The organism is Streptomyces sp. NPDC085866, from assembly GCF_044541035.1.
Taxonomy (GTDB): Bacteria; Actinomycetota; Actinomycetes; order Streptomycetales; family Streptomycetaceae; genus Streptomyces.
On the sequence record NZ_JBITSQ010000005.1, the window covers coordinates 380,538 to 400,357 of the forward strand.

At 69.3% G+C, this 19,820-nt stretch carries 19 protein-coding genes; 5 read left to right on the forward strand and 14 right to left on the reverse strand.

Annotation, left to right across the window (positions count from 1 at the left end):
• Nucleotides 1–81 precede the first annotated feature (81 nt).
• The 5 genes from ACIF83_RS14800 to ACIF83_RS14820 all read right to left on the reverse strand — a co-directional run bounded on the left by ACIF83_RS14800 (nt 82) and on the right by ACIF83_RS14820 (nt 5,081).
• Entirely contained in the window at nt 82–2,034 is a 1,953-nt protein-coding gene (locus ACIF83_RS14800; RefSeq protein ID WP_399726836.1) for a protein kinase, read from the reverse strand.
• 187 nt (nt 2,035–2,221) lie between these two features.
• The gene (locus tag ACIF83_RS14805) at nt 2,222–2,767 is read right to left on the reverse strand and encodes a hypothetical protein (RefSeq protein ID WP_399726839.1); all 546 of its coding nucleotides are present in this window, start codon (nt 2,765–2,767) and stop codon (nt 2,222–2,224) included.
• Nucleotides 2,768–2,966: 199 nt separating this feature from the next.
• Entirely contained in the window at nt 2,967–3,272 is a 306-nt protein-coding gene (locus ACIF83_RS14810) for a hypothetical protein (protein WP_393469246.1), read from the reverse strand.
• A 348-nt stretch (nt 3,273–3,620) separates the two neighbouring features.
• Nucleotides 3,621–3,830, reverse strand: coding sequence for a hypothetical protein (locus ACIF83_RS14815; RefSeq protein ID WP_393469248.1), 210 nt, complete (start codon nt 3,828–3,830; stop codon nt 3,621–3,623).
• A gap of 216 nt (nt 3,831–4,046) precedes the next feature.
• Nucleotides 4,047–5,081, reverse strand: coding sequence for a lysostaphin resistance A-like protein (locus tag ACIF83_RS14820; protein ID WP_399726842.1), 1,035 nt, complete (start codon nt 5,079–5,081; stop codon nt 4,047–4,049).
• A 328-nt stretch (nt 5,082–5,409) separates the two neighbouring features.
• On the opposite strand from ACIF83_RS14820, the gene ACIF83_RS14825 reads away from it, so the two are divergent.
• The gene (locus ACIF83_RS14825; protein ID WP_393469252.1) at nt 5,410–5,997 is read left to right on the forward strand and encodes a hypothetical protein; all 588 of its coding nucleotides are present in this window, start codon (nt 5,410–5,412) and stop codon (nt 5,995–5,997) included.
• Here ACIF83_RS14825 and ACIF83_RS14830 read toward each other — a convergent pair.
• From ACIF83_RS14830 to ACIF83_RS14845, 4 genes are all read right to left on the reverse strand, one after another.
• Entirely contained in the window at nt 5,985–6,962 is a 978-nt protein-coding gene (locus tag ACIF83_RS14830) for a TolB family protein (protein ID WP_393469255.1), read from the reverse strand. The two genes, ACIF83_RS14825 and ACIF83_RS14830, sit on opposite strands and share 13 nt — an antisense overlap.
• Before the next feature lie 344 nt (nt 6,963–7,306).
• Nucleotides 7,307–7,480, reverse strand: a complete 174-nt coding sequence (locus ACIF83_RS14835) for a hypothetical protein (protein WP_399726845.1) — start codon at nt 7,478–7,480, stop codon at nt 7,307–7,309.
• A gap of 83 nt (nt 7,481–7,563) precedes the next feature.
• Nucleotides 7,564–8,109 (reverse strand): hypothetical protein, encoded by a 546-nt coding sequence (locus tag ACIF83_RS14840; RefSeq protein ID WP_393469261.1) that lies wholly within the window; start codon nt 8,107–8,109, stop codon nt 7,564–7,566.
• 25 nt (nt 8,110–8,134) lie between these two features.
• Nucleotides 8,135–8,692: a hypothetical protein gene (locus tag ACIF83_RS14845; RefSeq protein ID WP_393469264.1), complete on the reverse strand. Its 558-nt coding sequence runs from the start codon at nt 8,690–8,692 to the stop codon at nt 8,135–8,137.
• Nucleotides 8,693–9,029: 337 nt separating this feature from the next.
• Between ACIF83_RS14845 and ACIF83_RS14850 the strand changes: the two genes are divergently transcribed.
• Complete coding sequence (locus ACIF83_RS14850; RefSeq protein WP_399726847.1) at nt 9,030–10,568, forward strand: SpoIIE family protein phosphatase; 1,539 nt, start codon at nt 9,030–9,032, stop codon at nt 10,566–10,568.
• Nucleotides 10,569–10,750: 182 nt separating this feature from the next.
• On the opposite strand, the gene ACIF83_RS14855 is transcribed toward ACIF83_RS14850, so the two are convergent.
• Together ACIF83_RS14855 and ACIF83_RS14860 are read right to left on the reverse strand one after the other, a co-directional pair.
• Nucleotides 10,751–11,521, reverse strand: coding sequence for a hypothetical protein (locus tag ACIF83_RS14855; RefSeq protein WP_393469270.1), 771 nt, complete (start codon nt 11,519–11,521; stop codon nt 10,751–10,753).
• 1 nt (nt 11,522) lies between these two features.
• The gene (locus ACIF83_RS14860; RefSeq protein ID WP_399726850.1) at nt 11,523–12,953 is read right to left on the reverse strand and encodes a selenium-binding protein SBP56-related protein; all 1,431 of its coding nucleotides are present in this window, start codon (nt 12,951–12,953) and stop codon (nt 11,523–11,525) included.
• A 747-nt stretch (nt 12,954–13,700) separates the two neighbouring features.
• Between ACIF83_RS14860 and ACIF83_RS14865 the strand changes: the two genes are divergently transcribed.
• The 3 genes from ACIF83_RS14865 to ACIF83_RS14875 all read left to right on the forward strand — a co-directional run bounded on the left by ACIF83_RS14865 (nt 13,701) and on the right by ACIF83_RS14875 (nt 15,911).
• A complete protein-coding gene (locus ACIF83_RS14865) occupies nt 13,701–14,129 on the forward strand; it encodes a ricin-type beta-trefoil lectin domain protein (protein WP_393469276.1) in 429 nt (142 codons plus the stop codon).
• 112 nt (nt 14,130–14,241) lie between these two features.
• Entirely contained in the window at nt 14,242–14,649 is a 408-nt protein-coding gene (locus tag ACIF83_RS14870) for a ricin-type beta-trefoil lectin domain protein (RefSeq protein ID WP_393469279.1), read from the forward strand.
• Nucleotides 14,650–15,140: 491 nt separating this feature from the next.
• The gene (locus tag ACIF83_RS14875) at nt 15,141–15,911 is read left to right on the forward strand and encodes a calcium-binding protein (RefSeq protein ID WP_399726855.1); all 771 of its coding nucleotides are present in this window, start codon (nt 15,141–15,143) and stop codon (nt 15,909–15,911) included.
• 897 nt (nt 15,912–16,808) lie between these two features.
• On the opposite strand, the gene ACIF83_RS14880 is transcribed toward ACIF83_RS14875, so the two are convergent.
• The 3 genes from ACIF83_RS14880 to ACIF83_RS14890 form a co-directional block, all read right to left on the reverse strand.
• Nucleotides 16,809–17,057, reverse strand: a complete 249-nt coding sequence (locus tag ACIF83_RS14880) for a hypothetical protein (protein WP_399726858.1) — start codon at nt 17,055–17,057, stop codon at nt 16,809–16,811.
• A gap of 65 nt (nt 17,058–17,122) precedes the next feature.
• Nucleotides 17,123–18,604, reverse strand: a complete 1,482-nt coding sequence (locus ACIF83_RS14885) for an NADH-ubiquinone oxidoreductase-F iron-sulfur binding region domain-containing protein (protein WP_399726861.1) — start codon at nt 18,602–18,604, stop codon at nt 17,123–17,125.
• Nucleotides 18,601–19,437, reverse strand: coding sequence for a hypothetical protein (locus tag ACIF83_RS14890; protein WP_399726864.1), 837 nt, complete (start codon nt 19,435–19,437; stop codon nt 18,601–18,603). The genes ACIF83_RS14885 and ACIF83_RS14890 overlap by 4 nt, the downstream gene beginning before the upstream one ends.
• Between the last annotated feature and the right edge of the window lie 383 nt (nt 19,438–19,820).

Here is a 19,820-nt window from a genome sequence, read left to right on the forward strand (position 1 = left end):
CCCGCAAGCTCGCGTTCAGCCATGGGGGGTCTCCCAGGGGGCGGGAGACCCACCTGTCCATCACGTCCGTCAGTATCGGACCTAGGCCGCGTTACGCCACACCTTCACGTCCAGATCGGCGTACGTCGTCCCGGACGAGCCCCGGAACGTCACCAGCCCCACGTGCCCCGTCCCGCTGATCACACACATCTGCCGGCCGACGGTGAGGTCCTTGATCCAGATGTAGCTCTTGTAGCCGGTCGCCGCCTTGCACACGTCCAGGCTCCCCTGTCGGCCCACGGGCAGCAGCGCCAGAGAGCTGCCGGAGGTGGTGCCGGGGGCGAGGAGCGCGCCCGAGGAGTAGACGGCGTAGGTCAGATCCTCGTCGGAGGTACCGGTGTCCGCCTTGGCCCGCACCGGGCTGTCCGCCAGATACAGGTCGTGGCTCTTGGTCATCCGGATCCCGGCGTACGTCACCGGGACGGGCGCCTTCGGAGCCGCGGGCTTGCTCGCCGCGGTGCTCGGCGGCGCCGAGGACACGGTCCGCGTGGGCGTCGGGGGCCCCGAAGGGCTGGGCGGCACAGCGGACTTGGTGGCCTTCGCCTTCTTCGAGGCCTTGGCGGACGGCGAGTCGGACGGCGACGGCGACGGCTCGGTGGTCGCGGCCGAGTGCGACGCGGCCACTTCCCGCGTGTGCGCACCACCCTTGTCACCGCCCCCCGGAACGAACAGCAAGGTGACGGCCGCCCCACAGGCGACGAGTACGACGGCGGCCGCGGACAACAGCCACATCCGTCCCTTGCGGCCCTTGCGACCCGCGGCCACCGGCGCGGTCTGTGCGTCGGCAGGGGCCTGCGGCTGCGGCCCGCCGACCGGGGCGTACGCACCCGGCACGGCCCCCGGCGCCATGACGAAGGGCCCGGGCAGCGCGGCGTGGGACGGCGGGGTGGGAGCGTAGGCGGCCGGCGGCCCGAACGCGCCGGGACCGGCGGAGGGGAAAGCGCCAGGAGTACCCGGCGCATGGGGAGCACCGGGACCGCCGGCTTCCCCGAAAGCCCCGAAGGCGCCCGCGGGGGGAGTGGCCCGAGCCGTCGTACCACCCGTATCCACCGCCCGCCCCCGGGTCTGATCGGCGTCCGCGGCCCGAGCCTCGATTCCCGCGGCCAACTCGCCCGGCAGCCACGCCCCGGACGCGAACCGCGCCTCGTCACCGCGGTACGCCTGGATCTCCTGGACGGAGCGGATGACCTCCTCGACGGTGGGCCGCTCGGCGGCGGGCTTGCGCAGACACCGGGCCACCAGATCCTGTATCTCGGCCGGCACACGGCTGAGATCGGGCTCCGCGTGCACCACCCGGTACAGCACCGCGTGCGGATCACCGTCACCGAACGCGGCGCCGCCCGTCGCCGCGAACACGGCGGTCTGCCCGAGCGCGAACACGTCGGCAGCGGGGGCGGCCTCCGCGCCGAGCACCTGCTCCGGCGCCATGTAGGCGACCGTGCCCAGAGCCGTACCGCTCTGGGTCAGTGACGTGGCGTCAGCCGCGCGCGCCACGCCGAAGTCGATCACGCGCGGGCCGTCGGAGGCGAGCAGCACGTTCGACGGCTTGAGGTCCCGGTGCACGATGCCTTCGCGGTGCACGGCCTGGAGTGCCTCCGCGACACCGGCGATCAGGCGCAGCACGGTGTCGACGGGCAGCGGCCCGTGATCGCGAACCGCCTCGGAGAGGGAGGGCCCCGGCACGTAGGCGGTCGCGCACCACGGCACGGCCCCCTCGGTGTCGCTGTCCACGACGGGAGCGGTGTAGATCCCGTGGACCCGGCTCGCCGCGGCGACCTCGGCCTGGAACCGCTTGCGGAACTCGGTGTTCTCGGCCAGTTCGGGCCGGATCACCTTGACCGCGACGGCGCGTCCGCCCGGGGTGTGCGAGAGATAGACCCGCCCCATGCCGCCGGCCCCGAGCCGGGCCACCAGCCGGTAACCGCCCACGGTCCGCGGATCGCCGTCCTCCAACGGCTCGAAACTCCCCGCATCGGGCCCACTGTTACTCAACACGCCCCACCCCACACCGAGATCTGCTCCGTCGGGCTCCATTGCATCACGGGCCCCATACGGCTCGTCCCGGCACCGTGGTGACGTTCCGGCAGCCTCGGTTGCGACCGTGCCGGACACCCCGGAGGCGGCCCCGGCGGTGTGCGGTTCGCTGCCACCCCCCGTGCAGTCTCCGACACGGCTCACGGCTTCAGTCGGACAGCCGGGCACCTGGGAGACCGCGAAGGTCCTTTCCTTCCGCCGGCGTCTCCTCCTCGGCGGCGGGCTGCCCAAGCTCCTGCGCAGCCGAGAAAGGAGGCGAGAGCGGCGCTGCCTCGCCCGTCCAGATGCGGTAGAGATGCCGGATCGCTGCGACATCGGCGTGGTCCTTCGGCCTGGCAGCCGCGATCTTCCACCGCAGAATGTCTCCAAGCCGCATGAAGGGAACGCCGTCGATGACATCGGCGTCGTCGATCAGCCGGTCGGTCGACCAACCCGGGGTCCAGCGGTCCATGATCTCGATGGAAGCCGTCGGATGGACAACCCGCAGGCCGTACCCCGAGACCGTCGACTCCGGAGCGCCCAGTGCGAGGGCCCGCTCCCAGGCCTCACCCCGGGCGAGAACGTCCAGGTCTCCCATGCGAGCACGCAGACCGCGTACGTAGAGCGCGGCAGACCCGCACACCACGTACTCGCCGCGCGGCAGTTTCAGGGCGGCCAGGGCAGCGAAGAGGCCATCCGCATCGCTCAGGAGCACACGTTCTCCCAGGAGGTGAGGGCGCGCTGTGCCGCTGATCCGGCGACAGCAGGTGACGCCAGCATGTTGTACGCCAAGGCACTGTTCGTTGTCATACGCACGAGCCGCATTTTCGAGCTTCGGAAAGGGGTTCGTCGCTCCCCCCGGTCCGCGGGCGGACCTCCACCCACCGACCACTGTCGACGGATCTTGTCTGCTGTCACATGGTGCCGCGCGCCCGGAAGATGCGACGCCCCGTCCGAAGGACGTAGACCAACACCGTTACGGCCAGCATGAAGTTGAGCGCGTCAACGATCTCGACAACGGGGTGGGGCGCGTGCAGCAGACCCGGCACCTTGGCGCCGATCATCCCTAGACCCATCAGGAAGGGAAGCCACGCCCACAGGAAGCGCACGCCCTGGTCGAGGCCCTCTCCCTTCCGGGCCGCCCACCACCGGCTGACGAGGCTCCCGAGAACCAGCAGGCACCCCATCGCGACTACGGACCAGTCCATGAACCGCAGCATCACAGCTCCCTTGATCGGCAGGATCTTCCTCCTGCGGGTGACCGCAGGCAAGGGGTTGCGGCTCAGGTGGGCCAGTCGGTGCCGGCGGCGGTGGCTTGCCCGTCACCAACGCACCGGATCAGTGACGCCCGTCCTCCGCTGGGCCGGGGCAGGACGCAGGCGCGGTCGGGGAGTCCGGCGGCCCGGTCGAACCCGCCGCACGTGTCCCGGGGCGCCAGTCCGGAAGATCGTGCAACCGGATGGGGTCCGGCCTGGCCAAGCTGCTGACCTGCATGTTCTTGGGATTGTCGCTGATGTCCCCCGCTGATCCCCGTGGCTTGCCGTCCGATCGGGTACGTGGGGGACACGCTAGTCGCACGGCTTGGTGACCTGCTGCCAGCCCTCGACGGACCGCGTGATGAAGAGCACGCGATAGACGTCGCGGGTCCACACCGTAGCCCCTTCCCCGTGCTCAGGAAGCGCTTCGAACGCCTCTGCTTCCGAGTCGTAGCTGTGCTTGCGGCCTTTCGCGTCCCGGATCATCCACTCCCTGCCGGGCAACCCTGCCAGTCCGGCCATGACGCGCTTCCCTCCTCATTGATGCGGGCGATCGCAGCTTCAGGTTGCCTCCTGCGGGCCGGAGCTGCCCTTCCGCACCCCGAGCCCGCCCAGTGCATTTCGGGCATACGCCAGTGGGCCGGGTCACCTCCGTGACTCGGCCCACTTCCGTGATCCGGCCCGCCGCGTCGGCGGGGATGCGAGAGTCGCGTTCCTGACGTTGTGGCCACGCCCCCGTCAGCAGGCGGGGCTGCCGGACACCGCGGACGCCGGAACCGCAACGGGTGCGGGCGCCGTGCGGGCGATGTGGAGCCGGCGGCTCAGGTGCAGGACCACCCACGCGTACAGCGCCAGCGCGACCGCTCCGGCCACCAGCAGTTCCCAGGAGCCGTCCGCGGCGGTTCGGTGGTCGGCGACGCCGCCCGCGGTGGTGGCGGCGAGGATCATGAGAACCAGGTTGGTGCCCACGTGGTAGGCGACGGCCGCCTCCAGGCCACCGGTACGGATCACGAGGAAACTCAGGACGAGACCGAACAGGACCAGGTCGGCGAAGCCCCACGGGGTGCCCAGTCCGTGAGCCAGGGCGAAGAGCAGAGCGCCGACGACGCCGCCGACCCAGGGGGTGCGCAGGTAACAGCCGAAGACCTGGGGGATCCAGCCTCGGAAGACGTACTCCTCCGCGGCGGCCTGGAACGGCACCAGCAGGACGAACACCACGGCGGAGGCCAGGAACGTCGGCCAGCCCACCCATGCGTTGGACGCCGCACCGTCCACGCCGGCCCCGAACAAGAGGGTGAGGGTGGCCGCCAGGAAGATCAGGAGCACTGCCGCGGCCACGGCCACCCCCAAGCAGACCAGCAGCCAACGCCAGCGCACCCGGCCGGTCACCGAGGACAGGCTGCCTGCCGGCCGGCGCTGCACCTGGCGTGCGGCGAGCAGCACCATCGGGAGCATGAGCGCCAACATGAGCAACAAGGTGGCGTCGTTCCACAGGGGATCGGCGAACAGCAGGTCCTGGGGACCGCCCAGCTCGACTCCGGCCAGCGCGGCTGCCCCGCCCAATACGAACCCCAACGGGAACAGGGACAGCCACCAGCCTGCCCCGGCGACCAGCGTGGCGACCAGTGGCTGCCACCAGCGGTACCGTTCGGTCCGCGCCAACCGGTGGTAGGGCGTACCGGCCGGCGCGGCGATCACGTGCGAGTCCTGTGCGGGGGCCGGGCGGCCGGCACGTTCCATCGTTTCGCTCGGTACGTGATTCTGCGTGCTCATGGGATTCCACCTCGATCTCGAAGGTCTTGCGGGGCCGCTGTCCTTTGCTTCGATGCGGCCCTGCAACCAGGAGACAAGGAGTGGTAGATGTCCGTCATGCCGCATAAACGCGTGGCTTGACGGAACTGTCCGTCTCGTGTTAGGCGAGTGGTGTAGAGCCCGGTGGTGGACCGTGGCTCTACAGAGATCGGTCGGAGACGGTCGTACAGGTCGCGCATCGACCCCAAGGGGACGCTGAGGGGCGGGGCCGGTTGCTACATCCCCGACAACCGTCGCGGTGGCGAGGCCATCTGGTTCACCATGGGGTGTGCGATTCGATTCCGTTCCCATGCCGGCGACCGTCGAGGCCAGGCCTCGTGACAGCCGTGGCTATCCGGTTCCCGCCATCACCCCGTGGGAGGGCGACGAGCCCCAGTTCGCGCTCACCGACTACGGGCGCAGCGCCGAGTGCGCGCGACAGCGGCTGTGTTCGGTCTGCAACACCCTGATGCCCAGAGGGCCGGTGTGGCGGGTGGTCGGTGCCGCGGAGAGTGCCGCGATCCGCGAGGCCCTCGCCGCCGGGCGGCCGTACCGCAACATGGCGGCGACCCTGGAGGCTCCGGGGCACCGCGCGTGCATGCTCTACGCCTCGATGGTCTGCCCGTATCTGGCGCGCCCCAACGCTCGGCGGGGGCTGACGGCACAAAGCCCGGACGACATGACCGCGCATGTCGTCCGGGGCGCTGTTCGTGGGGAGATGGGTGCCGTGGTGGGATACGGCGACTACGAGTTCGCCGTCACCAAAGCCCAGGTCCTGTTCCGTTTTCTCGATGTGGTCGAGTACCTGCCGCATGACACGGCCGACCAGCACCTGCCGGAGCTCCAGGCTGAACTCGCCCGCAGCGGCGGCCGGTTGGGCGGCGGTCAGCCGCGGTAGGCGGGCAGGCCGGTGTGCTTGGAGACCTTGACGGGGTTACCGAAGCCGTGGGCGGTCTTCGTGATCGTGTACGTACCGGTCGGGGCGCGGAAGGCGATGGTCTTGCCGTTGGGCGACCAGGTGGGCTCGGTGTAGTCGGTGGTGGCGTTGGGGGTGACGTCCTTGACGACGTCGGTGGAGCCGCCGAAGTCCTCGACGAAGAGGTGGTCGTGCCCGTGGACGGAGCGGACGAAGACGACTTCCTCGTTGTCGGAGGAGAGGGCGGGCTCGGAACCCTTGGTCAGCGCGCCGCCCTGCTGGCGCAGGTAGTCGTCGCGGATGTAGACCTCGCCGGTGTGGGTGTTCTCGTAGACGGCCGTGCCGTAGCTGCCGCCGACGTTCGGCCAGGTGTTGTTGGTCTGGGGGACGTTGCCTTCTCCTGGCTCGCCGTTCAGGCTGATCTTGGTCGGCTTGCCATGGTTGCTGGTGGCCTTGAGACCCTCCAGGACGGTGCTGCCGTGGATCTTGGCCGAGAAGATGAGGTTGTTCTTCGCGGGGATCTGGTTCGCCCGGTCGGCGGCGGTCACCTGCCAGGTGGGGTGCGACCAGGTCTGCCCGCCCGGGTTGGCGGCGACGGTGACGCGGTGGCTGCCGTCGGGGTTGGAGACGACGAGGTCGCCGTGCCCGTCGACGAAGGCGGCCTTGCTGCCGCTGGGGTTCCAGGCCAGGTCACGGACGGGGGTGCCGAAGTCGATCGACTTGCCGTTGACCATGACGTGGCGGGTGCCGTTGCTGATGGTCAGTCCCCTGGGCACGGTGACTGCCTGAGCGGACGCGGCTGCGGCGACCATCGCGGCGCTGCCCTTGGCATCGCCGCCGGAGGACGGAGCGGCCGTCGCGGTGGCGGCCGTGCCGCACAGGGTGAGCAGTGCGGCGGCACCCGCGGTGGTGACGGCTGCGGTGCTCCGACGGTTACGAGCGGACATCGACGTTCCCCCAGGATGTGGATGATGCTTCGACGAGAGTTTCGCGGGAACCGCCCGCCGTCCCCGGGACCTGAACCGGTCCGCTCGGCTTGCTGCCCTCCGCGATGAGAGAAGTCTTCCAACGGGGGGTGACGGAGCTGTGCGCTCGCTGTCACAGATGTGCAATAGCGGGTCAGATGAGCGGCTGCAGCACGACACGCACAAAGCCCCGGAGCGATCCGGGGCTTTCTGCGTACTCTGGCGGTCTGGTTCAAGGGGCCCCGTGCCGGTCGCGGGGAAACAGCTACTGACCAGCCGAAAGGGCCCTCAAGATCACGCTCCCGGACAGGATGGCCACGACACCGTCAGCGCTTGAACGAGTCCTTGGCCCTCTCTTTCGTGCCCCGCATCCTGCCCCGCGTTTCGAGGGCGGAACCCTTTGCCGCGAGGGTTTCCTTGTGCACCGCGTGGGCCACCTTGCGCACGGTTTTTCCTACAATCTGTTCGGCCTTTGCCTTGACTTTCTCTCCGGTACTCATCTCAGTACCTCCGCGCTCACCGACCGGGTGCCCTTGAGGCAGGGGGAAAGCCCTTCTTGTGGCCCGGGCTCATGTACGGGGTCCTACGTACTGAGCAGCCGGTTGAAGAAGGAGCGGTAACGACGTAGAGCCCTGCGCAGTTCCTCTGTTTCTACCTGCTCCCCCTGGCCCCACTGTTCCTCCAGGTCCTTCTTGTGCTGAGCGAACGTGGTGGCCAGCGTCTGCATCACGTCTGCGACGAGGGAGTCCGCATCGTGTACGGCCTCCCGGGGGTCGTCCACGAACCTGTTCTGGATCTTCTGCCAGCGGTCGCGGAAGCCCTGGTCCTCGTCGTCCGTCAGGAGTTGCGGAGCTTCGTCGTCCGAGGCGTCCGAGGCGTCCGAGGTATCCGGGGTCCGCGGGCTGCCCGCCGCACCGGCTCGGGCGCCGTTCCCGGCAGGGGACCGGTTTTCGCCGGCCTCGTCGGTCGGGTTCTGTGAAGTCGGGGTGGCCTCACCGGGGTAGATCGCCGCCCTCGACGATGCTTCCTCTGTTCCTTCCGGCGTCTGCGTTGTGGTGCCGGAGGGCTGTGCGAGGTCATCGGTGGTCAGACCGCCTGCGGTGCGGTCCCTCTCCTCGTTGCCGTGCATGGCGTTCCTCCATTCCGAGTCGGCGTCAGGGACGGGCAGGATGGGCCTGGCCGCCATCGGAGAGCAACTCGTTGAACAGCGCGCGGTAGTGCACCATTGCACCCCTCAGCTGCTCGGTCGTCGCCTGGCTGCGGCCGCGGAGGGCCTCCACGTCGTGGGCGGCACGGTAGTGCTCAAGGGTGCGCCCGTGCTCCACCGAGAGGTCCTTCATCTGCTGTTCAAACCCTTCGGTCGGGTAGCCGCGATCGTGCATCAAAGCGGTCACAAGCCGGTCCGCGTCGTGCACCGCCTCCTCCGGCCGGTCCACGAATTCCTCCTGCACGCTGCTCCACTCCTGCGCGTAGCGGTTCCGCGACACCGGCGGAAGCGGTTTGATGTCCAGCGAATCGTGTCGTTTCTCGCGCTCCCTGAGCTCACGTTCAGCGGCTCGCCGGCCGTCGGATCCCTCGACGGTTCGTTCGTACTCCGGGCCGAAGCGCTCACGGAGGTGACGCCTTCGCATCACGAGTGAGACCGCTAGGGCAGCCAGGGCGAGCAGCACCACGATCGGAATGATGATCGCCAGAAGCGTTCCTGTTGACATGCGAACACGCTCCTCGGGGACGTAGAGTTTCCCCCCTGCGAATCCCCACATCACTGCCATTTATCCCTTTAGATGACAATCGGATGATGAGTGATCGACGACTGACGTGGGCGATGAGACCGGACGACGTCCACCTCGGGGTGCTGCGCAGGGGAAGCTGGGCGACGGACCCGTCTCCGGAAGACGGGTCCGTCGCTTACTGATCCGGTAGTGGTCTGCGGGCACCCAATGACAGATCTGGTTATCCCGGCGGCGGGCATGTAGATAGAGACGCGGGGACCTCGCGCAACGGCCGAGCGAGCGGAGCACGGAAGCCCGATCTCCAGGAGGCGCGGAAATGACGGAGCCGGAAGCCACGCAGACTGATTTCAGGAAGGCGAGGGGCGTACCTGATGTCCGGCTCACGGACGCACTGGAGGCCATCGGTGCTGCCACCTACGTCGTTGACGAGCGGGGCCGCATCGTCGCCGTCAACAGCCTTGCTGAGCGTCTGCTGGGTCGTTCCGCCGAAGAGCTCGTCGGCCAGGATGCCCACGAGCTGCTGCACCGCGGGCCACAGGGCACTGGTGCGCGTCCGGAACAGACCGCCGACCGGCTGAGCGAATTCGAGCGACTTGCCTTGCTGGCTGAAACCACCAGCCAGCTGACCTCCACATTTGTTGTGGACGAAGCCCTGGACCGATTGGTGTCCCTGGTTCTGCCCCGACTGGCGGACTGGGTCGTCATCGACCTGATCACCGAACGCGACGAGGTGTGGCGCACCGCCGTGTTCCAGGCTGACGGGAACACCCTGGTGCAGCACGAGGACCTGCAGGGGCCCATGCCGCCGGTCCCGGCAGAGTCCCCGATGCCCCTGTCCCGGGCTCTGCGCGGCGCCGCCTCTGCCCTGGCCGGACCCGAGACCTACCAGGGCGCTCCGGATTCCGGGATCGCAGCGGAGCAGCGCCGACTGTTCGAGGCCACTGGCATGCACTCCGCTGCCATCGTGCCCCTGCGCGGCACCCACGATGTCCTCGGAGCCCTTACCTTGGGCCGTGCCGGGAAGCCGGGGAACTTCACCGGGGCCGACCTCACCCTGCTGGAGGACATCGCTCGCCGAGCCGGCATTGCCCTGGACAACGCTCGGCTCTACCAGCGCCAGCGTAAGGTCGCCGAAACCATGCAAAACCATCTGCTGCCGCAGATGCCACGCGTTCCTGGCTTGGAGATGACCGTCCGCTACCTGCCCGCCCCCGACGCCTCGCAGGTCGGCGGCGACTGGTACGACGCCTTCACTCTTCCGGACGGCGCCACAGCGTTGGCCGTCGGCGACGTCGTAGGCCACGACCTGGAGGCCGCGGCCGGTATGGCCCAGCTGCGCAACATGCTCCGCGCGTACGGCTGGTCCCAGCAAGAACCCCCCAGCCGGGTCGTCGAGCGGCTCGATGAGGCGATCATGCCCATCACCGACGTCGCCATGGCCACCCTCATCTTTGCCCGGGTGACCGAAACAGACGACGGGGACTGGCAAATGTCCTGGACCAACGCCGGCCACCCCCCGCCCCTGCTCATCACCCGCGACGGCCTGGCCCACTACCTCACCGGTGGCCACGGCCTGCTGCTGGGAACCGGAGCTCGCACTTCCCGCTCCGATGCCACCGCCGTGCTGCCGCCCGGGTCCACTCTGCTGCTGTACACCGACGGCCTCATCGAGGCGCCCGGTCAGTCTCTAGATGACGGCCTCAACCGGCTCCGACAACACGCCGCTGCCCTCGCGCACCGGCCGCTGGACTCCTTCACCGACCAACTCCTTCGCCGCGTCCAGCCATCCGGCATTGACGACGTCGCCCTCCTCGTCGTTCGAATGCCGAGCAAGACTCACCAGGAAACCGATTGAAGCAGCGGCGCGGCATCGCCACCCGCAACGAGAAGACCGCCACCACCTACCTGGCTGCAATCCACATCGCCGGCATCTACCGCCCGGTTCAGTCCGATCGGGTTCCAGACCGTCTGGAACCCGATCGGACTGCGGCCCGGCCGCAGTCGGCCGGTGAACCCCCACTGACTGTCGGTGGTGCTTCAGTGGTTGTCTGCCCCGACAAGGAGGACAAGCGCGGTGAGGACGGCGGCGAGAGTCATCGCCGCCGCGGCCGGGACTGCGAGAACTCGCCGGTCCGCGGGCCGCTGCTGATGGGCGAGTACGAGCGCCATCCAGGCCGCCTGTGCGAGTACGCCGCCGATGAGGGCGAGCAGCAGTGGCACGAGGCCGTCCGGGACGGGCAAGGCGCTCGTCACGAAGGCTCCCGCGACCGGACTCAAGCAGGCCAGCGCGATCCATGGAGCCACGCGCCGCTTCGGATGGACTCCCAGCAGGGCGGCCAGCGCCAGCCCCTCGCCGGCTGAGTGAACCAGGAGCGCCGCCATCACGGCGACTGACGGGGTCAGTGCCAGGGTCGCCCCCTCCAGAAAGCGGTGCAGAGCGAGCCCCGATGCTGAGCCGATGCCGCCCGCACGACCCCGCTCGCACGGGCAGCCGATACGGGCCACGGCACCCGTCACCCCGTACGAGGCGAGCGCGGCGAGCGGCACTGCCCACTGCGGCACGCCGACCTCTTTCGCTTCGTCCCACGCGTCGGGCAGAAGGTCGAGGACCGCGATGATCAGCAGAATCCCCGACGCCGTGGCGAGCAGGAGCTCCGACCGGCCGGATCCGCGCCGTGCCAACCAGGCGCCGACCGTGGTGGCCACAGCCACCAGGACCACGGCCACCAGCGTTTCGGTGGAGGGCAGCTGCCACCCGGTCCCTTCGTCGGTCTGCGCGCCTGCCGCCGAGAGCACGGAGAGCAGCATGTCATCGGCGGTAGCAGTACGAATCCGAGGAGGCGTCGCCGCCTTGCAGGCGCGTCTGGTGCACGCGCAACCCGGAAAACTCCCTGCCGTGCGGGAAGAAGCCGCTGTCGACCAGGAGCCCGCCGTGCACGGTGTCGGCGTCGAGTTTGACCATCCACGGGTCGATGCCCGCGGGATAGAACTGCTCGTCCCAGGCCGCATACAAGGAGTTCGTCAGGTACACCCGCCGTCCGTCCCGGCTGAGCTCGACCATCTGTGCTCCGCCGGTCAGTGGTGTGTCCGGCTCGGCGGGGTGCGGCTGTCGGGTGACGATGCCGCCGAGACGCACGGCCGCGGTCTGCCTGGGACGGAACGGGTCGCTCACGTCGTACTGCAGCAGGTCACCGGTTCCCCAGGCGGATACGTACAGCCACTGGTCGTCCACCGACAGGTCGATGTCGGTGATCAATGGCGGCACGGCGCCGAACGGCTGCAGCGCCGGGGGCAGGTCCTCCGTTCGCGCGGGCTCGGCCGGGACGGTGATCACCTTGCGGATCACGAAGTCCTCGCCCTCCCGGTTCCACAACCAGACCGATGCCGACAGGTCCTCCACATTGACCACGGTGTTTGTGAACCCCCATGTCACCTCGGGGTCGTGCGCCGGGCGCAGTTCCAGGACCATCTGGTTCTCGTCCCCGAGGTCGACGCTCTGCAGATGCCGGCCGGAGTCCAGCTCCCAGAAGTGCAGTGAATGGCCGTACTGGCGACCCAGCAGCAGTTCGGGGACAAGGCCGTCCTCGATCATCGAGGGGGACCCCCACTCGCTGGTCACGGCGATGTTCCGGCGCAGATGCCACCAAACGTCGTAGGCGAGCCGCTGCGGTCCGCGGTCGCTCTCCCAGGCGCGCAGCACCTCGAAGTTTTCGTGGTCCAGCAGCGCGACGCCGCCAGGGCCGTCCGCACCGTCCGCGCCGCCCAGGCAGGACAGGAACATTCCGTCAGGGCCGCAGTGGAGTGTGTGGGGGCGGGAGTACCCGGCCTTGGCAGCCAGCTCCTCGGGCTGGACCACCTTCACCAGGCGGGGGCGATCGGGATCGGGGCTGGTGTCGAAGACGTGCAGCCGGGACGAGCGCAGTCCCGGGACGATGAGGTATCGCCGTTCAGCGTGCTGGTGACCGGAGTGGGCAAGCGCGCTCGAGCAGGCGTTCCAGCCGAAGTGGTGCAGTTCGTTGCCCGGGTCGGGCAGCTCGGCGTGGGAGGTCACACGGCCGTATGCGGAGGATTCGGGGTCGGTATCCACCGTGAACAATGCGTCGGCGCGCTGTGCGGTCGGGTCGAAACCGACTACGTAGGCGAGCTTCTCAGGGGGTGCGGCGACGGCATCCGCCGGAGAGCGGTACAAGGTGGGGTCACTGTGATCGTCGCCGTGGTGAGCGTGCTCGGTCGTCGTCATGGCTGTTCCTCACTCCCCGAACGGGAGCCTGGACCCGGGTGGACTCCCGACAGAGCAGCCGGGCTCACTCGTTCGAGATCGACATGCAGACGGGGGATGGATATGTCATGGATCAAGCGTTTCACACCCCTGGAGCCCTGCCAAGGCGGCAGCGGACCGCTGTCGGTGACGGGCTGGTGCAACTTGGGACTGTTCGCCCTGAAGCAACCGAGCTGCCGGCGAAGCTGATCACGGCGGGACCGCAGGCAGAGCCACGCGGCACGACGGCTGTAACGCCTCCGACCACTGAGCAGGAAACACCTGCGGCCTGATCCGTTCCTCTGACGTCGTTCGGCTGCGGTCCAAACGCGCTGTCGCCATCAACCGGCCTGGCCCGGCGCTCCTGGCCGGCATCAGCTTGGGAAGCTCACGTGACCTACGGGGCGTTGCCGGGCCGGCCTGCACAGCCCCATGGCCGCGGCCATCGCAATCCCTCACCCCCTCGGTACGTGACGTGGAACGTCCCAGGGATGCGGAGTCCAGGTGTCCCAAGTCGCTGGTCACGTCGGTGAGATGGCGGCGGGACGCGTCCCAGCGGTCTTTGCGTACTGCTCGGCGGTGGGCGGCTGCATACGGTTGCGTGGGGCGTCGGCGGGGAGTCGGCGCCTGCGTGGTCCGGACTCCGAGGTAGTCCGGAAAAAATGACCGAAGTGCGAAACAGGGGGAACAGGCATGCGTGTCAAGCGCGTTGCTCAAGCGGTCGGAACGATGGCACTCGCTCCGCTCTTCGTGCTGGCGACGAGCGTGGCGGCGCACGCCGACTCGGACGTTCACTGGACCCACAAGCGGGACAACATGTGCCTGGAGCCGAGCTACAACTGGGCAGGCACGCCGGACGACGTCGAGGTCGACAGCTGTCACAACACCGTCGCCTTCTGGCACGACGTGCACCAGAGCGACGGAAGCTGGCTGGAGAAGGACGCGACCAACCTCGGCTACTGCATGACGGCCTACACGGACCATGACGTCTACCTGGAGTCCTGCAGCGGAAACAACTACCAGCGCTGGGACGAGATCGACACCGGTGACGGCTGGAAGCTGCGGAACCGTCAGACGCGCGAATGCCTCGACAGCAACGGAAGCTCCGTCTACATGCACGAGTGCAACGACGGAAACGTCTACCAGCTCTGGTACTGAGTCCGAGACGACCTGCCGCAGATCGCCACAACGAGAGGGAACGGAAATGATTCGGCAGCGTATTGGGCGCGTGCTGGGGGCAGCACTTGCCGCGCCGCTTCTGGTCGTCGGGGTGAGTACCGCGGCCCATGCCGACGGTGACGTCGTGTGGAACCACAAGCGCGGCGGAGGCTGTCTCTCCGGCATGTGGGACCACCACCTCGGCTGGAACGACGTGGGCCTCTACCCTTGCTCGTTCGGCGCCGCGAAGTGGCATGACGTCAATGTCGGAGGCGACGTCTGGATCGAGCGGATGGCGGAGGTCCCGGGCTCCTGCCTCGCCGGGTACACCGACCACGACGCCTACGTGGAGGCCTGCAGCAGCGGCCGAAACAACTACCAGCGCTGGCAGGAGATCAATACCGGTGACGGCTGGAAGCTGAAGAACGTGGCTACCGGCGAATGCCTCGACGCCAACGACGCCAACAAGGTCTACACGCACGAGTGCAACGACGGAAACGTCTACCAGCTCTGGTCGTGACGGACTGACCGCCTGACGAGCCGGCGCGTCCCGTGGGGTGAGACGGGTCCTGGGGTGACCAGGACCCGTCCACGCCTACGTCGGCGAGGAGTTTCAAGCCGCGAGCACGCCGCCGCTCGGGAGCACGGCATGCACGCGCTCCGGCGCTTCTACCACCGGGCCCGGAAGGCTCTCGGCAGGGCACTCCGGCGGCAAGATCACTTGGGCTGAGGTTCCAGGGCACGAAAATGCCTCCCGCTCGCGCCGCACGCGCAGGTGGGAGGCGTGAGCGCGTACGCGTAGGGCCAACTGGCCGGGCTCGTACCGGGCTGCGGTTCGGGCGTTCGCCCTGCAAGTCCCCGCTGTTCTCCGTCGAAGCTCGCTGCTTCGGGCACGCCCGGGACACGCCTACAACAACTTGAGGTGTACGTACAACCAATCCCCCATGTGGATGGTCTTCTGCACGCCCGGACTCCCTGAGCAGAGATCCGGCCCACCGTTCCTGGAGAACCATGCACATCCGTACGGCCGCGGTCGCCACCGTCGGCAGCCTGGCGCTGCTCACTCTCCTCGCGCCCGTCGCGCAGGCGGACGACCACAAGGGTGACACCGTCTTCACCTCGGTGACCTTCAGCAAGACCACCGTCAACGTCGGCATCAGCCAGCCCCAGAAGCTGACCGTCACAGCCACCGCCAAGGACAACTCCGGCATCAGGATGATGGCCGGCCTCAAGCTGGTGAGCTCCGACAGCCGCATCCAGTATGCGAAGTCGGCGGCGACGTGCACGCGCCCCACGTCGACGACCATGAAGTGCACCTGGTCGTACAGCCTGGAGCCCGACCGCACCGACTACGCCGACCTCCACAACAGCTCCGCCGGCACCTGGCACCTCGATATGGAGACCTATGCCTACGACGGTGACTTCTACACGCTCGACAGCAGCGCCACGATGAAGATCAAGCGCTATGCCAAACTGACGACGACCCAGGCGACGCCCGAACCGGTCGCCAAGGGCAAAACTCTGACGGTGACCGGTGCCCTGACCCGCGCCGACTGGAACACCAACACCTACACGGGCTTCGCCGCCCAGAAGGTCGCCCTGCAGTTCAAGAAGTCCGGCGCCTCGACGTACACCACCGTCAAGACGGTGACCACCGACAGCGCGGGCAAGCTGAAGACGACGACCACGGCGAACGCCTCCGGCACCTGGCGCTGGCACTTCGCGGGAACCGGGACGACCAGCTCGGCGACGGCAGCGGGGGACGGGGTCGCGCTGAAGTAGGGCTCTTCCGACGACGGTCTCCGCCGCATTGGCGGCAAGCGAGCGCCCCCGTACGGCCAGAGACGGCCCGAGCGGGGGTGTCGTGCGTTGCACCTCGATGCGAACTAGGGGCACGAAGGTCGTTGAGGGCTCCCGCCCTGGTCATGAGGATTCCAGCGGTTCGTGACGGCCTCCTGCGGCCGCCACGGTTGCTGTACTTCCGCGCTGTACAGCTCCAGCGTGGAAGATCGCGTATGCGGGTGCGGCCTGAGCCGGCAAGCCGCTGAACCGGCGCTTCCAGAGCCGGTCACCGTCACTCCCCGCTGTTCCCTGCCGCTTTCTGCCCGATCGGGCACGTGAAGGGCACATGTGCCTCTCTCCGCCCTGATCCAGCTGAAAACCGCGTCGGACACTCACCTGCCCCTTGTGGAACCGTCTGCGGTGTGTTCGATGTCGTGTCTCGGCGTGGACACAGCCAAGCCGATATCCAACTCCTGTCTCCCCTGGGCGGGCTCCGCATTGTTCGGAGCTGCCATGGGCTGCGTCGCTTGGTCGCTGAGCGTCTGGGCGCGTGCCTATTGCGATGCGGGTTACGACGCCGGCGGACGCTTGGAACTCAACTTCTTGCTCCCTCTGGTGGTAGGAGGCGAAGCACTCATTGGGCTCATGGCGTGGGGCATCGGCCGACGCCTGGTGCTTCGCGCGCCGACAGCGGTCCGCGTCTCATTGCCGACCCTGCTGGTGGTTGTTGCGACGGCGGCGCCGGCTTGGTGGTTCTTCGCCAGCCGAGGGACGTTGGACGGCTATCCCGGCGACTCCGGCCTCTGCCCGGCGAGTAACGTCCCTCCACAGTGGCCAGACTGGATCCCCGTCTGATCAGCCGCAACTGATCCCGGAAGGCCGTGACCTGCGGCCGCCTTATCGATCAACGTCCTGACCTGCTGCTGAGTTGTCGGCGTTGGTCAACGCGGTGAGCACCGCAGACCCTTTGGGATGGGGTCCTTGCCGGGTGATGGGATTGCTTCCCGGCGGCGGCACGGCCCGGGCGAGGTCGCGTTCGAGCGTGTCCAGGACTTGACGGGCCGCTGCGATGCGCTCGGCGAGCAGCAGGCGCTGGTCCTCCTGTACTTGCGCCTGGTGGGACACTTCCGTCGTCTCGTGTTCCAATCGGCGTCGTGTCCGGTTGCCACAGCGCCGGTGCCTGCAGCCGCGAGGGGGCCTCAGGTGAGGAGTCACACGCGATGCTGGAGACGCACTGCCAGGGCCGGGCACTGGTTCACGGCGCGGCGGGCGCCGTGCTCCTGCCAGGGGGCGACCGGGATGGTGGTGGAGGTCGGGTAACCGTGCGGGCCGAGGCGAATGAGGTCCGGGGCCAGCACGGCACACAGACCGTGACCGGTGCAGCGGGACCAGTCCACCTCCAGCCGGGCGCCCTTCGCAGGCGGGAGGGGCAGTACGCCCTGCACGGGACGGCCGCAGCCGGGGCCTGACAGGTGGGCGTCGACGTCCTCGGCGAAGACGTCCAGCGCGGTGAGCAGGAAGCGGGCCGTGCCGTCCGGGTGCGAGCAGGCCCCACCGCCCTGGGCCGCGCCGAGGGCACACCGGGCGTTCTCCAGCACCGCGGGCTCGGCAGCACCGGCGGCCAGCACGGCCAGGGCGTCTGCGGCATCGGGCAGGCCGCGCTTGCACGGTCCGCACTGGCCGGCGGACTCGGCCGCCAGCCAGGCCGCGACCTGGGCAATCTCGCCGAGCGGGCAGGTGGCGTCGGGGAGCGCGACGATCGCCCCCGCACCAAGGGTCCCGCCGAGGGCGGCGAGTCCGGCGCGGGAGAGCGGCGCGGCGATTGCGTCCGACGGGTGCAACCAGGCGCCGTGGTAGCCGCCCACCAGCACGCCGGCGCCCGGCTGGATGCCGCAGGCGTTCAGTACCGGGTCCAGCAGGGTGCCGGTCGGCACCTCGACCACCAGCGGATCGGCGCCCGGCCGGTTGACGGTGAGCAGGACCGTGCCGGGTTCGGCTGCGGTGCCGACGGCGGCGTAGGAGTCAGGTCCAAGCCGGGCCGCGACGGCGAGTTGGGCCCAGGTCTCGGCATTGGAGAGCAGCGTCGGACGGCGACGCACCCCGCCCGTTCCGCCGTCGGCCGCGCGGGCCTTCAACGGCGCCGGTACCACCGGAAGACCGTTGATGCCACGGACCAGGGCCCCGGATTCGCCGGAGACGAAGCGGTCGGGCAGGCATATGGTCCGGGCCGGGCAGGGAAGTTCGCGCTCGGCGAGGGCGGCCGGGACCGATATCTCGCCGGGGCTGCCCGCGGCGACGCCGATCACGATCTCCTCGGCGCCGAACGCGGCTGCGGCCAGGCAGGCGCCGTCCAGTACCAGATGCGGCGCGCGGGCGAGCAGCAGCTTGTCCTTGGCGCTGGCCGGTTCGCCCTCCGCACCGTTCACCACGATGACCGGCGGCGCGCCCATGCGGTCGGCGATGGCGAGCGTGGCCCGGGCCTTGCGGGCGAACGGAAAGCCGGCACCGCCGCGACCGGACAGGCCGACGGCTTCGGCCAGGGCGAGCAGACCGTCCCGGCCCGGTTGGTGGAGCGGCAGGTGTACACGGGTGTGCGCGGCGAGGTCCAGGCGCTGGTGGCGGTCCAGGCCGGCGGTCAGCCGGGCCGAATCCAGCCAGCGTGCCTCGAGCAGCTTCGGCGGTGCGACCTTCACTCGCTGCTCCCCGGCTGGGCCGGGCGGACCGGCCGGGGCCCTGATCTCGCGGCGTGCTTGGGCAGGCCGGCACTCTGCACGGACCGGCGAGCCGCCGTCATCGGTGCCGCGGGCCAGCCGGCCAAGGCGATCGGGCGGGCGCCGGTGACGGGCCGAGCGGACGCCGTGGACAGGGCGGCCAGCGCGGCCGGGCGGACAGCAGCGGGCCGATACGCCTTGGTGCCGCGCCGGCGCCGGCGCAGGATCCGGTGTCGGCCCAGGTAGGAAAGGGCACGGACCATCAGTGCGAGCGCCACCAGGGCCGCGCACAAGCCGTAGCCCCAGAGCACCCACGCGTGCGCCTTGCGCCCCGCTGTCAGTCCGTGTGCCAGTGAGATCGGCCAGCAGGCGTACGCCGTCGAGTGCAGCACCCGCCACAGCCAGGGGCGGCGGCTGCCGGCGAACCGGCCGCGGAGCACGCCGGTGGCCGTGATCAGGACGAGCAGGTCGGCGGCGATGGTGCCCAGGCTCACCGCGAGGGCGGTGCCGCCGGTGAAGGGGACCACCGCGGTCTGCGGAGCGGCGTGCCGCTCGACGACCTTGACCGCGATGTGAGTGGCCAGGAAGCCGAGCGCCGCGACGGCGCTCGCCCGGTGCACCGACTGCACGGCCACCCGCAGCCGGGGGGACAGCACCAGCCGGTCGGTGGCGGCGAGCCCGCATGTCACCACGGCGGTCAGCGAGAGCAGGGTGAAGACGCCGGCGAAGTAGTCCAGGAAGGCCATCACCCGGCCGACTGCTGCGGCCGACGCGGCGCCGAGCCCAGGACGGGCGAGCAGGGCGACGCTGGACATGGGCACCTTCTTTCTTGCGCTCGGGTTGCGTGGCCAGGCCGTGGCGGCACCGGATCGGGATGCCGCATGCCCACGTCGGGGAAGGGCACCGCCGGGGAGCGTGGCACCGGCGGCACTGAACGGCAGGGCACATCGTTAGCTCGGACCCCAGCCCAGTGCCAACCGCCCAGGTACGGTCCACGACCGTAGCGGGACCCGGCATCGATGCCGGTTTCCCGGGCGCAGGTGGCAGTTCGTGGTCCACGACCTTGCCTAGTAGATGCCGAGAGCGGCGTGACCAGGCTCACCCGTGCGGGAGCCATGGGCCGTGTCGCGATCCAGGCCAGGCGATCACCTGGAGCTCAGGCGGTTTGTTCGACGCCCCATGGGCGCCAGCCGAGTCT